This window comes from Stenotrophomonas sp. K-6 (assembly GCF_056861555.1).
This window is the reverse complement of sequence record NZ_JBSPUC010000002.1, coordinates 223,937-237,459: the sequence shown is the minus strand read 5'-3', so window position 1 is coordinate 237,459 and position 13,523 is coordinate 223,937. Positions and strand designations below refer to the sequence as shown.

Below are 13,523 nucleotides of genomic sequence, written 5' to 3'. Positions count from 1 at the left end.
TTACTTTGCTACCACACCTGCCCACGCATCCTTAGGGACACGACGATGTCGCGACATTCTTTCCTGCTCGGCCGCACCGGACGCTGCGCCGCTGCACTGCTGATCACTTCCACCCTGCTGCTCAGCGGCTGCGGTGGCGCCGGCCCAGCCGAAGCCAATGCCGCTGAAAAGGACGGCAAGGCCGAGAAGAAGGTCGATGCGGTACCGGTCGAAGCCGTCGCCGCCAGCCATCGCGCGGTCGCCGCCAGCTACACCGGCACGGCTGCACTGGAGCCCAGGGGCGAGTCGCAGGTGGTCGCCAAGACCTCCGGTGTCGCGCTGGCGGTGCTGGTCGAGGAAGGGCAGCAGGTACGCGCCGGGCAGCCGCTGGTGCGGCTGGATCCGGACCGGGCGCGTCTGGCCGTCGCCCAGAGCGAAGCGCAGATGCGCAAGCTGGAGAACAACTACCAGCGCGCCCAGAAGCTGATCGGCCAGCAGATGGTCAGCGCCTCGGACGTCGACCAGATCAAGTACGACCTGGAAAACGTCCGCGCGCAGTACCGCCTGGCCACGCTGGAGCTTTCCTACACCACGGTGATCGCACCCATCTCGGGGGTGATCGCCTCGCGCTCGATCAAGACCGGCAACTTCGTGCAGATCAACACGCCGATCTTCCGCATCGTCGACAACTCGCGCCTGGAAGCCACGCTCAACGTGCCCGAACGCGAGCTGGCCACGCTGCGCCCGGGTCAGCCGGTGACGCTGATCGCCGACGCGCTGCCGGGCAAGACCTTCCCCGGCACGGTGGACCGCATCTCGCCGGTGGTCGACGCCGGCAGCGGCACGTTCCGCGTGGTCAGCGGGTTCGGCGAAGATGCTGACGGCCTGCAGCCCGGCATGTTCGGCCGCATCCGCATCGACTACGACCAGCGCGCCGATGCCCTGGTGGTGCCGCGCATCGCATTGCTCGACGATGGCGAGCCGGCGGTGTTCCGCGTGCGCGAGGGCAAGGCCGCGCGCGTGCCGGTCAAGCTCGGCTATGCCGAAGGCCCGTGGGTGGAAATCCGCGAGGGTCTGGCCGCCGGTGACCAGGTGGTGACCGCCGGCAAGGTGGCGCTGCGTGACGGCACCGTGGTGCAGGTGATCGGCGCCAAGCCGGCTGCCACCGCCGTCGCCACGCCGGCGCCGGCCAAGGCGGAGAGCCGTCAATGACAGCGGCCGGCAACGACCACGGCAAGGATCCGCACCAGGGCGAGCGCCCGGGTGCCCATGGCGGCGGCCTGGTGGAGTTCGCCACCCGCCGCCGTGTCACCATCGCGATGTTCACCGTCACGCTGATGCTGTTCGGCTTCATCGCGCTGGGCAATCTCAAGGTCAACCTGCTGCCCGACCTGAGCTACCCGACCCTGACCGTGCGCACCGAGTACACCGGTGCGGCCCCGGCGGAAATCGAAACGCTGATCACCGAGCCGGTCGAAGAGGCCGTCGGCGTGGTCAAGAACCTGCGCAAGCTCAAATCGATCTCGCGCACCGGGCAGAGCGATGTGGTGCTCGAGTTTGCCTGGGGCACCAACATGGACCAGGCCAGCCTGGAGGTGCGCGACAAGATGGAAGCGCTGAACCTGCCGCTGGAGGCGAAGTCCCCGGTGCTGCTGCGCTTCAATCCGTCCACCGAGCCGATCATGCGCCTGGTGATCTCGGCGAAGACCGATCCATCCAGCGATGCCGAGGCCGTGCGCCAGCTCACCGAGCTGCGCCGCTACGCCGATGAAGATCTGAAGAAGAAACTGGAGCCGGTTACCGGCGTGGCGGCGGTCAAGGTTGGCGGCGGTCTGGAGGATGAAATCCAGGTCGACATCGACCAGCAGAAGCTGGCCCAGCTCAACCTGCCGATCGACAACGTCATCAAGCGGCTCAAGGAAGAGAACATCAACATCTCCGGCGGTCGTCTGGAGGAAGGCTCGCAGCGTTACCTGGTGCGCACCGTCAACCAGTTCGCCGATCTGGAGGACATCCGCAACCTGCTGGTCACCACCCAGAGCAGCACCGGCAGTGCCGCCGATGCAGCGATGCAGCAGATGTTCGCCATCGCCGCGTCGACCGGCTCGGATGCCGCCATCGCCGCCGCCTCGGCGGCACAGAGCGCGTCCAGCAGCAGTTCCACCAACATCGCCAATGGCGTGCCGGTGCGGCTGAAGGATGTCGCCACCGTGCGCCAGGGCTACAAGGAACGCGAAGCGATCATCCGCCTCGGCGGCAAGGAAGCGGTCGAGCTGGCGATCTACAAGGAGGGCGATGCCAATACGGTCTCGACCGCAGAGGCGCTGCGTGCGCGTCTGGAACAGATGAAGGGCCAGGTTCCCGGTGATGCCGAACTGACCACGATCGAAGACCAGTCGCGCTTCATCGAACATGCCATCAGCGACGTCAAGAAAGACGCGGTGATCGGTGGCATCCTCGCCATCCTGATCATCTTCCTGTTCCTGCGCGATGGCTGGAGCACGTTCGTGATCAGCCTGTCGCTGCCGGTCTCGATCATCACCACGTTCTTCTTCATGGGCCAGCTCGGCCTGAGCTTGAACGTGATGTCGCTGGGCGGTCTGGCGCTGGCTACCGGCCTGGTGGTGGATGATTCCATCGTGGTGCTGGAGAGCATCGCCAAAGCGCGCGAGCGCGGCCTGAGCATTCTGCAGGCCGCGATTGAAGGCACCCGCGAAGTCAGCATGGCCGTGGTCGCCTCGACCCTGACCACCATCGCGGTGTTCCTGCCGCTGGTATTCGTGGACGGCATCGCCGGCCAGCTGTTCCGCGACCAGGCGCTGACCGTGGCGATCGCAATCGCCATCTCGCTGCTGGTCTCGATGACCCTGATCCCGATGCTGAGCTCGCTCAAGGGCCGCCCGCCGCTGGCTTTCCCGGAAGAACCCACGCATCAGCCGTGGCAGCCGGACAGCCGCTGGCTGAAGCCGGTCGCCGGCAGCCGTCGTGGCGTGGGCACGCTGGTGCGCTGGATCTGCTTCGGGATGGCCTGGTCGGTGATCCGCGTCTGGCGCGGCCTGGTGGCCGTGGTCGGCCCGGTGATGCGCAAGGCCAGCGATGTGGCGATGAAGCCCTACGCCGGTGCCGAACGTGGCTACCTCAAGCTGCTGCCGGGTGCGCTGCATCACCCGGGCAAGGTGCTGGGCCTGGCGGCGCTGGCGTTCATCGGCACGATGGCCCTGGTGCCGATGCTGGGTGCGGATCTGATCCCGCAGCTTGCGCAGGACCGCTTTGAAATGACTGCCAAGCTGCCGGCCGGCACGCCGCTGAAGCAGACCGATGCGCTGGTCCGCGAGATGCAGCTGGCCCACGCCAAGGACGACAGCATCGCCTCGCTGTACGGCGTCAGTGGCAGCGGCACCCGCCTGGATGCCAGCCCGACCGAGAGTGGCGAAAACATCGGCAAGCTGACCGTGGTCATGGCCGGTGGCGGCAACGCGCGCACCGAAGCGGCGATCACCGAGCGTCTGCGCGAATCGATGCAGCAGCACCCTGGGGTGCAGGTCGACTTCGCCCGCCCGGCGCTCTTCAGCTTCTCCACCCCGCTGGAAGTGGAACTGCGCGGCCAGGACATGGCCACGCTGGAAACCGCGGGCAAGGCGCTGGCTGCGATGCTGCGAAACAACCCGCACTACGCCGACGTCAAATCCACGGTGGAGGAAGGCTTCCCGGAGATCCAGATCCGCTTCGACCAGGAGCGCGCCGGTGCCTTGGGCCTGACCACGCGGCAGATCGCCGATGTGGTGGTCAAGAAGGTGCGCGGCGACGTGGCCACGCGCTACAGCTTCCGCGACCGCAAGATCGACGTGCTGGTGCGTGCCCAGGAAGGTGACCGGGCGAGCGTGGACAGCATCCGCCGCCTGATCGTCAATCCGGGCAGCAACCGGCCGGTGACGCTGGATTCGGTGGCCGAGGTGGTGGCCACCAACGGCCCGAGCGAGATCCATCGCGCCGACCAGACCCGCGTGGCGGTGGTCTCGGCCAACCTGCGCGACATCGACCTGGGCGGCGCGGTGCGCGAAGTGCAGGACATGGTCGCCAAGCAGCCGCTGGGTGCGGGTGTGGGCATGCACATCGGTGGGCAGGGTGAGGAGCTGGCGGATTCGGCACGCTCGCTGATCTTCGCCTTCGGCCTGGCGATCTTCCTGGTCTACCTGGTGATGGCCTCGCAGTTCGAATCGCTGCTGCACCCGTTCGTCATCCTGTTCACCATTCCGCTCGCCCTGGTCGGCGCGATCCTGGCGCTGATGCTGACCGGCAAGCCGATTTCGGTGGTGGTGTTCATCGGATTGATCCTGCTGGTGGGGTTGGTGACCAAGAACGCAATCATCCTGATTGACAAGGTCAACCAGCTGCGCGAGGCCGGTGTGCCCAAGCGCGAGGCGCTGGTGGAAGGCGCGCGTTCCCGCCTGCGCCCGATCATCATGACCACGCTGTGCACGCTGTTCGGCTTCCTGCCGCTGGCGGTGGCCATGGGCGAGGGCGCCGAAGTGCGCGCGCCGATGGCGATCACCGTGATCGGCGGCCTGCTGGTCTCCACGCTGCTGACGCTGGTGGTGATTCCGGTGGTGTACGACCTGCTCGACCGTCGTGGCGATGCCTACTACCGCGAGCGTGGCCGCCACCTCAAGACGCGCGTGTCCGAAACGGACCCTGACGCTGCACAGGAGCCGGCATGAGCATTGCCGAGTTCTCCATCCGCCGGCCCATCACCACGATCATGTGCTTTGTATCGTTGGCGGTGGTGGGCCTGATCGCCTCGTTCCGGCTGCCGCTGGAGGCGCTGCCGGACATCTCCGCACCGTTCCTGTTCGTGCAGGTGCCGTATACCGGCTCCACCCCGGAGGAGGTGGAGCGCAACATCATCCGGCCGACCGAAGAAGCACTGGCCACGATGACCGGAATCAAGCGGATGCGCTCGTCGGCCACCTCCGAAGGCGCCAGCATCTTCATCGAGTTCACCGACTGGGACCGCGACATCGCCATCGCGGCCTCCGATGCCCGTGAGCGCATCGATGCGATCCGCAGCGACCTGCCCGACGACCTGCAGCGCTACAACGTGTTCAAGTGGTCCAGCAGTGACGATCCGGTGCTGAAGGTACGCCTGGCCAGCGCCACCGATCTGACCGGCGCGTACGACATGCTCGACCGCGAGTTCAAGCGGCGGATCGAGCGCATCCCGGGCGTGGCACGGGTCAACATTTCCGGCGCGCCGCCGAACGAAGTGGAGATCGCGATCAGCCCGGACCGGTTGACCGCGCACAACCTGAGCATCAACGAACTCAGCGACCGCCTGCGTACGCTGAACTTCTCGATCTCGGCCGGGCAGATCGACGACAACGGCCAGCGCGTGCGGATCCAGCCGGTGGGCGAGATCACCGATCTGCAGGAACTGCGCGATCTGGTGATCGATACGAAGGGCCTGCGCCTGGGTGACATCGCCGAGATCCGGCTCAAGCCCACCCGCATGAACTACGGTCGCCGCCTGGACGGCAACCCGGCCGTGGGTCTGGACATCTTCAAGGAGCGCAGCGCCAACCTGGTCGAGGTCTCGCGTGCCGCGCTGGCCGAGGTCGAGGCGATCCGCAAGCAGCCCTCGATGCGCGATGTGCAGATCAAGGTGATCGACAACCAGGGCAAGATGGTGACGTCCTCGCTGCTGGAGCTGGCCGAAGCCGGTGCGGTGGGCCTGTTGTTGTCGGTCACGGTGCTGTTCTTCTTCCTGCGCCACTGGCCGTCCACGCTGATGGTGACCCTGGCGATCCCGATCTGTTTCGTGATCACGCTGGGCTTCATGTACTTCGCCGGCGTCACCCTCAACATCCTGACCATGATGGGCCTGCTGCTGGCGGTCGGCATGCTGGTGGACAACGCCGTGGTGGTGGTGGAGAGCATCTACCAGGAACGCGAACGCATGCCCGACCAGCCGCGGCTGGCCTCGATCATCGGCACCCGCAACGTGGCCATCGCGCTGAGCGCCGGCACCCTGTGCCACTGCATCGTGTTCGTGCCGAACCTGTTCGGTGAGACCAACAACATCAGCATCTTCATGGCGCAGATCGCAATCACGATCTCGGTCTCGCTGCTGGCCTCCTGGCTGGTCGCGGTGAGCCTGATCCCGATGCTGTCCGCGCGCATGCAGACGCCCAAGCTGGTGCATTCGGAAACGGGCGTGATCGCCCGCCTGCAGCGCCGCTATGCCAAGGTCCTGCAGTGGACGCTGGAGCACCGTGGCTGGAGCGTGTTCGGCATCCTGATGGTGGTGCTGATCAGCCTGGTGCCGATGAAGCTCACCAAGATCGACATGTTCGGTGGCGAGGGCGGCCACGAGGTGTTCATCGGCTACAACTGGAAGGGGGCGTACACCTTCGGCCAGATGTCCGAGGAAGTGGCGCGTGTTGAACGCTACCTGGACGACAACCGCCAGGCCTTGCACATCACGCAGGTGTATTCCTGGTACAGCGAGCAGGAAGGCAGCAGCACGATCGTGACCTTCGATACCGAGCATGCCAAGAACATGCCGGCCGTGCAGGAAGCACTGCGCAAGGGGCTGCCTCGCTCGGCGCGTGCCGATTACGTGGTGGGCAACTCGGGCGAAGGTGGGGGCGGCGGCAACAACCAGGTCCAGGTGCAGCTGGTCGGCGACTCGACCAAGATGTTGCAGGAGATCGGCGAGGAAGTCGTGCCGTTGCTGGCCCAGCGCAAGGAGCTGCGCGATGTGCGCATCGACAACGGTGAGAAGGGCAGCGAGCTGTCCATCCACGTCGACCGCGAGCGCGCCGCTGCGTTCGGCTTCAATGCCGAGCAGGTCGCCAGCTTCGTCGGCCTGGCCCTGCGTGGTGCGCCGCTGCGCGAGTTCCGCCGCGGCGACAGCGAAGTGCCGGTCTGGGTGCGCTTCGCCGGTGCCGAGCAGAGCAGCCCGGAGGATCTGGCCAGTTACACCGTGCGTACCGGCGACGGTCGTTCGGTGCCGCTGCTGAGCCTGGTCGATGTGGCGATCAAACCCTCGGCCACGCAGATCGGTCGCACCAACCGCCAGACGACGTTGACCATCAAGGCCAATCTGGCCGAGAAGGTGACCGTGCCGGAAGGGCGCAAGGCGATGGAAGAGATGCTCAAGCCCATGAGCTTCCCGGCCGGCTACACCTTCAGCTTCGACGGCGGTGATTACGGCGACGACGACAAGGCGATGTCGCAGATGATGTTCAATCTGGTGATCGCGCTGGTGATGATCTACGTGGTGATGGCGGCGGTGTTCGAGTCGCTGCTGTTCCCGGCGGCGATCATGAGCGGGGTGCTGTTCTCGATCTTCGGCGTGTTCTGGCTGTTCTGGATCACCGGCACCTCGTTCGGGATCATGTCCTTCATCGGCATCCTGGTGTTGATGGGCGTGGTGGTGAACAACGGCATCGTGATGATCGAGCACATCAACAACCTGCGCCGCCGCGGCATGGGGCGGACCCAGGCGCTGGTGGAGGGTTCACGCGAGCGCCTGCGCCCGATCATGATGACGATGGGCACCGCGATCCTGGCGATGATCCCGATCTCGATGACCGACACCCAGCTGCTGGGCAACGGGCCGCCGTACTACCCGATGGCCCGCGCCATCGCCGGCGGCTTGGCGTTCTCCACGGTGGTCAGCCTGCTGTTCCTGCCGACCATCTACGCCATGCTGGATGACATGAGCACGGCGGTGTCGCGGATCATCCAGCGTGCGCGTGGCCGAGGCGTGGCTGCCCCGGTAGTCGAGCCGGGCGCGGAATCGATTTGAGGGTGCGGGGAGGCCCGTTGGGCGGGCCTCCCTTTTTTTGCGAACCGCATCCACGCAGGGCGTGGATCTGCACATGGGGCGGTAGTGCCGGCCGTGCACAAAAAAGGCCACGCATTGCGTGGCCTTTCGATTCACAGCCGGCGCGGGAATCACCCCGCGACCTTACCCCACACCTGGAACCCGGTCAGCCACAACCCGAGCATGCTGCCCAGGTTGGTCAGCATGAAGGTCAGCACCACGCGGGTCACCCGGTTGCGGTACCAGCCCTTGACGCTCTGCGCGTCGTCGCGCAGCTTCAGGAAGTCTTCGTAGGCCGGTTTGCGCAGGCGCGCTTCCACCAGGGCCGAGAATGCACCGGTCGGGATGCTCAGCCGGAACGGCTTGAACGGCGCGACCACGATCGCGGTCAGGATGCTCAGCGGGTGGCTGCCCGCCAACAGGCAGCCCAGGCCGGCCAGACCGCCGGTGTACATCGCCCAGACCGCCAGCAGCTCACTGCCGACACCCAGGCCACCGCGATAGAAGCCCACGCCGATACCGGTCAGCACGATGGCCAGGATCGCCAGCGTGATCCACGGGATGTTGCGCTTCTTCGGCACGTCTTCCAGCGACTCGCGCAGCGGGCCCGGCGCGTCGGTGTCGGTTTCCAGGTACCTGGCCAGACCGGCCAGATGACCGGCACCGACCACGGCCAGCACTTCGCGCTGGGCCGGGTCGTGCACTTCACGCAGGCGCGTAGCCATGTATCGGTCGCGCTCGCCGATGATGGTTTCGTACAGGGCAGGGCTCTCGCTGGCGAACTCGCCGAAGCTGGCTTCGAGCATGTCGCCCTGCTTGAGCTTTTCGATCTCGTCTTCGCCGACTTCTTCCGAAGCGAACAGGCCGGCGCCCAGGCCCATCACCAGCTTGATCTTGCCGAAGAAGCCCAGGCGCTGCGAGGCACGCCGGAAGGTCAGGCCGACCTCGCGGTCGATCAGATGCACGGGCAGGTTGCGTTCGTTGGCCAGGGTGACCGCGCGCTTGAGTTCGGCACCCGGCTCGATTTCGAGCTGTTCGGCCAGGCGGCGCTGGTAGGCGGCCAACGCCAGGTTGGCAGCGAACAGGGCGACGCGGCCCTTGCGGATCACCTCGACCAGGTCGAGCTTGGCCAGCGCATCCGGATCGGTCAGTGCCTGCAGGCGCTGCGCGTCCAGCTCGACCGCGATCGCATCGAAGCGGCCACTTTCGATCGCACGTTCCACCGCTTCCACGCTGGCTTGCGAGACGTGCGCGGTGCCCAGCAGGGTGTAGCGCACGCCATCGCGTTCGACGATGCGGACGGGCTGACCGGCGAACAGAGTGTCGCCGGCGTCAATCAGGGTATCGGTCATTGCATCATTCATTCGAAGGGGCGCTGTCGGCACCATCGCCGAGCGCGCGCTGCATCTGGACGGTATCCAGCCAGCGGCCATGCTTGCGGCCGAGGCCGCGGAAAACGCCGACGGTATGGAAACCGAAACGCTCGTGCAGTTTGATGGAGGCGGTGTTGGTGGGCTCGCCGATCACGGCCACCATCTGCCGGTAACCGCGCGCGACGCAGGCATCGATCAGGCCCTGCATCAGCGCGGTGCCGACGCCGCGGCCCTGGAACGCCGCATCCACATAGACCGAGTTCTCCACGGTCCACTGGTAGGCGATCCGGCCGCGATAGGTATTGGCGTAGGCATAGCCGGCCACCTGGCCATCGACCTCGGCCACGAGGTACGGAAAGCCGCGGCCGACGATGTCCTGCATGCGGCGAAGCATCTCCGCCGCCTCCGGGATGTCGTACTCGTAGGTGTTGACGAAGTCGGTCACTTCCACCGCATAGATCGCGGTGATGGCCGCGATATCGGCATCGGTGGCATCGCGCAGCTGCACGGTCACGGTGGGGGTGTCCTGGTCGGTCAGTCGATGTAGCGCTTGAGCAGATCGCCGTATGCATCGATGCGGCGATCACGCAGGAACGGCCAGATGCGGCGCACGTGTTCGCTGCGCTGCAGGTCCACATCGCAGACCAGCACCGTCGGCTCGCCACCGGCTTCGGCGATGAACTCGCCCTGCGGGCCCAGCACGTGGCTGTTGCCCCAGAACTGGATGCCCGACGCGCCCAGCGGCGAGGCTTCATGGCCGACGCGGTTGCAGCTCAGCACCGGAACGCCGTTGGCCACCGCATGGCCGCGGTGACTGAGCACCCACGCATCCCGCTGGCGGCCCTGTTCGTCGCGCTGGTCATCCGGGTCCCAGCCGATCGCGGTGGGGTAGAGCAGCAGCTCCGCACCGGCCAGCGCCATCAGGCGCGCCGCTTCCGGGTACCACTGGTCCCAGCACACGAGCACGCCGAGGCGACCCACCGAGGTATCGATCGGGGTGAAGCCCAGATCGCCCGGGGTGAAGTAGAACTTCTCGTAGAAGCCCGGATCATCCGGGATGTGCATCTTGCGGTACTTGCCGAGCAGGGTGCCGTCTTTCTCGAAGACCACTGCGGTGTTGTGGTACAGCCCCGCCGCGCGGCGCTCGAACAGCGAGCCGACGAGCACCACGCCGTGCTTCTTGGCCAAGGCCCCCAGCCGCTCGGTGCTCGGGCCCGGGATCGGCTCGGCCAGATCGAACTCATCGACCGACTCGTGCTGGCAGAAGTACGCGCCGTTATGCAGTTCCTGCAGCAGGATCAGCTTGGCACCCTGAGCGGCCGCTTCAGCCACGCGCGCTTCGATGACGGCCAGATTGGCCTCGGCATCGCCGTGGTTGCGCTCCTGGATCAGGGCGACGGAAAGGGTGTGGCGTGAGCTCATCCGGAGACGGTCCTGCAAGGGGAAAAACGCAGTTTATCGCGGATGGGTGCACGCAGCGTGCTGGCTGCTAAATGGGCAACACCTGCATCGGTGGTGCCGGCCGCTGGCCGGCTCTGCAGGATGGCCGGAACATCGGTGGACGGGCCACAACTATCGGTTGCGGGCTGTCGCTCTTCCGTAGGCTGCCGACCCACTGTCGAAGGCGGGTCGGAGCGGGTTTGCGGGGGTATGAGCGGCATGGATGCCGCGACTTAAGCCCCCAGGGATGGGTTTACGGCGTCCCCCGCAAACCCGCTCCGGCCCGCCAGGCCGAGGTGCTCACTGGTCGATCAGGCCAGCAACCCCGCCGGCAGCTGCATCGTGATGCAGTGCAGGCTGCCGTTCTGCCAGATCAGCGAACGGCACGGCACCGCCACGATCTCGCGGTCCGGATACGCCTGGGCCAACACCGCACGCGCAGCCTCGTCGGCGGCATCGCCGTAGGCCGGCATCAGCACCGCGCCATTGAGGATCAGATAATTCGCATACGACGCCGCCAGGCGACGACCTTCGTCGATCACCGGCTGCGCCCACGGCAGCGGGAACAGACGATACGGCTGGCCATCGCTGGTCCGCAGCGCGGCCAGCTCGGCACCCATCGCCTGCAACTCGGTGTAGTGCGAATCGCTGGCGTCATCGCAGGCCTGGTAGACGATGCTGTCGGTCGAGGCGAAGCGGGCCAGCGTATCGATGTGGGCGTCGGTGTCGTCGCCTTCCAGATACCCGTGGTCCAGCCACAGCACACGGTCCTGCGCCAGCCAGGTGGCCAGGTCGGCGGTGAGCGATTCGCGGCTGCGGTCCGGATGACGCTCGTGCAGGCACTGCCAGGTGGTCAGCAGGGTGCCGGCGCCATCGGTTTCGATGCCGCCGCCTTCCAGCGCGAACGGAATGCTCTGCAGCTCCGCGTTGGCGAAGGTGCCGGCCGCGTGCAGCACGCCCACCAGCTGATCATCCAGGCTGGCGTCGAACTTGCCGCCCCAGCCGGTGAAGCGGAAGTCCAGCAGGCGGAAGCCGCCATCGGCACGCTTGAGCGTGATCGGGCCGGAGTCGCGCAGCCAGGTGTCGTCGTACTGGGCGGTCACGAACCGCACGCGGTCCGTGTCGATCCGGTTCGAGCGCAGACGCGCGTCGGCGTACGCCTCCAGGTCGTCGTCGGCGACGATGATCACCACCGGCTGGAAGCGGGTGATGGCCGCGACGAGCGCGATGTAGGTGTCCTCGACGTCACCCAGGCGATCTGCCCAGTCGGTGTCGGCGTGGGGCCAGGCGATCAGGATGGCGGACTGGGATTCCCATTCGGCCGGAAAGCGGAGCGTGTCGTTCATGATCTCGATGCGATGGCCCGCCGGTGGGCGGGCAAAGGGAAAGGGGTCAGCGGATCGGCGGTTTCGGCCCGATCTCGTTGGCGTCGGCGCGGTTGGCCACCACGTCGATCACCTTCTGCTTTTCGAAGTAGACGGTGAACTGCGGGTAGACCCAGCGGTTGATCGTCGGCCATTGGCGCTTCTGCCCGCCGCGCGGTTCCAGACGTTCGCCCGGGTCGCCGAACTGGGCCTGGACCTGCTGCATGCTCTGGCCGCGGACGGGCAGGGCGACAGCGGGCTTTTCACGGCTGCGGTCAATCAGCAGCGTGTCGGCGTGGGCACTGGAAACGGCCAGTACGGCCAGCAACGGCAAGGTGGTCAGGTAACGCTTCATCTCGATCTACTCCCCAGTGGTCAAGAATGCGGAAGGCCCCAGGGTCACAGGTCTGATGACCGACGGCCGTGGGCTACCCGGCGATTACAACAAAAATGGCAGCAAAAAGCCGCCCGTAGGCGGCTTCTTGTTCATCACCCGGCCCGGTGAGGGGCCGGTGGCGGCCGTGAGGCCGGCCGGCTCAGCGCTGGCGAGCCTTGAAACGCGGGTTCGACTTGCAGATCACGAAGATCTTGCCACGGCGACGGACGACCTTGCAGTCACGGTGACGGGACTTGGCCGACTTCAGGGAAGAAAGGACTTTCATTGCATACCTCGGCGTAAACGTTGGATTCGGTTGGAGCGCGGCCGCGATATGCAGATGACAATCGGCAGGTGACGCCCGTTCAAGCCCGCCATTCTACCGGGCTTTTTTCCATCCTTTCAAGTGGTTGCACCAAAAAGGTCTCGGGGCACCCCGGGCAGGGGCTAGAATGGGCCGTCAATTTTACAGGGAAACCCATGAATCAGCTTCCTTCCGTGCTCACCATCGATGGCCCTTCCGGGGCCGGAAAAGGCACTGTCAGCCGCATTGTCGCACGCCGGTTGGGCTGGCATTACCTGGATTCGGGCGCCCTGTACCGGGCGGTGGGCGTGGCGGCCAGCTGGGCTGATATCGATACCTCCGACGCCTCGGCGCTGGTCCGCTGCACCTTCGACACCCATGTGCGGTTCGTGGAATCGGCCGATGGCGGGCTGCGGGTGCTGGTCAACGAGACCGACGCGACCGACGAACTGCGCCTGGAGACCACCGGCGCCCTGGCGTCGGCGATCGCGGCCATCCCGGAGGTCCGGGCGGCGCTGAAAGAGCGCCAGCGCGCATTCAGGATGGAGCCGGGCCTGGTCGCCGACGGCCGGGACATGGGCACGGTCATCTTCCCGGACGCGCCATTCAAGGTGTTTTTGACCGCCAGCGCCGAAGAGCGGGCCGAGCGCCGGCATAAGCAGTTGAAAGACAAGGGTGTTTCGGTTAACTTTGACGACCTCCTGCGCGAGATCATGGCCCGCGACGCCCGTGATGCACAGCGCACAGTGGCGCCCCTGAAGCCGGCAGACGATGCCGTCGTCATCGACACCAGTGGTATTGGCATCGACGCCGTCGTTGCCAAGGTATTGGATCTGCTTCCGGTTTCGGGTGCCTGATC

General features: G+C 66.2%; 10 protein-coding genes. 4 read left to right on the top strand and 6 right to left on the bottom strand.

The features are described 5' to 3' along the window. Window positions 1-45 precede the first annotated feature (45 nt). From AC13F7_RS06405 to AC13F7_RS06395, 3 genes are read left to right on the top strand one after another with little or no spacing between them, the layout of a single operon-like run. Entirely contained in the window at window positions 46-1,191 is a 1,146-nt protein-coding gene (locus AC13F7_RS06405) for an efflux RND transporter periplasmic adaptor subunit (RefSeq protein WP_482999613.1), read from the top strand. Then, window positions 1,188-4,697, top strand: a complete 3,510-nt coding sequence (locus AC13F7_RS06400; protein WP_482999612.1) for an efflux RND transporter permease subunit — start codon at window positions 1,188-1,190, stop codon at window positions 4,695-4,697. Before AC13F7_RS06405 ends, AC13F7_RS06400 begins: the two co-directional genes overlap by 4 nt. After that, the gene (locus AC13F7_RS06395; RefSeq protein WP_482999611.1) at window positions 4,694-7,789 is read left to right on the top strand and encodes an efflux RND transporter permease subunit; all 3,096 of its coding nucleotides are present in this window, start codon (window positions 4,694-4,696) and stop codon (window positions 7,787-7,789) included. The genes AC13F7_RS06400 and AC13F7_RS06395 overlap by 4 nt, the downstream gene beginning before the upstream one ends. A 149-nt stretch (window positions 7,790-7,938) precedes the next feature. On the opposite strand, the gene AC13F7_RS06390 is transcribed toward AC13F7_RS06395, so the two are convergent. The 6 genes from AC13F7_RS06390 to ykgO form a co-directional block, all read right to left on the bottom strand. After that, window positions 7,939-9,171, bottom strand: a complete 1,233-nt coding sequence (locus tag AC13F7_RS06390; RefSeq protein ID WP_481467915.1) for a TraB/GumN family protein — start codon at window positions 9,169-9,171, stop codon at window positions 7,939-7,941. Beyond that, complete coding sequence (locus tag AC13F7_RS06385; protein WP_481467913.1) at window positions 9,164-9,694, bottom strand: N-acetyltransferase family protein; 531 nt, start codon at window positions 9,692-9,694, stop codon at window positions 9,164-9,166. Before AC13F7_RS06385 ends, AC13F7_RS06390 begins: the two co-directional genes overlap by 8 nt. A 20-nt stretch (window positions 9,695-9,714) precedes the next feature. After that, on the bottom strand, window positions 9,715-10,602 hold the full coding sequence (locus AC13F7_RS06380) for a carbon-nitrogen hydrolase (protein ID WP_482999610.1): 888 nt from the start codon (window positions 10,600-10,602) through the stop codon (window positions 9,715-9,717). Window positions 10,603-10,931: 329 nt separating this feature from the next. Further along, window positions 10,932-11,966 (bottom strand): agmatine deiminase family protein, encoded by a 1,035-nt coding sequence (locus AC13F7_RS06375; RefSeq protein ID WP_482999609.1) that lies wholly within the window; start codon window positions 11,964-11,966, stop codon window positions 10,932-10,934. Window positions 11,967-12,012: 46 nt separating this feature from the next. Beyond that, entirely contained in the window at window positions 12,013-12,339 is a 327-nt protein-coding gene (locus AC13F7_RS06370) for a hypothetical protein (protein ID WP_123729053.1), read from the bottom strand. 181 nt (window positions 12,340-12,520) lie between these two features. Then, on the bottom strand, window positions 12,521-12,646 hold the full coding sequence (gene ykgO, locus AC13F7_RS06365) for a type B 50S ribosomal protein L36 (protein ID WP_017355593.1): 126 nt from the start codon (window positions 12,644-12,646) through the stop codon (window positions 12,521-12,523). Window positions 12,647-12,840: 194 nt separating this feature from the next. Here ykgO and cmk point away from each other — a divergent pair, with 194 nt between their 5' ends. Then, a complete protein-coding gene (cmk, locus tag AC13F7_RS06360; protein WP_046273768.1) occupies window positions 12,841-13,521 on the top strand; it encodes a (d)CMP kinase in 681 nt (226 codons plus the stop codon). Window positions 13,522-13,523: the final 2 nt, after the last annotated feature.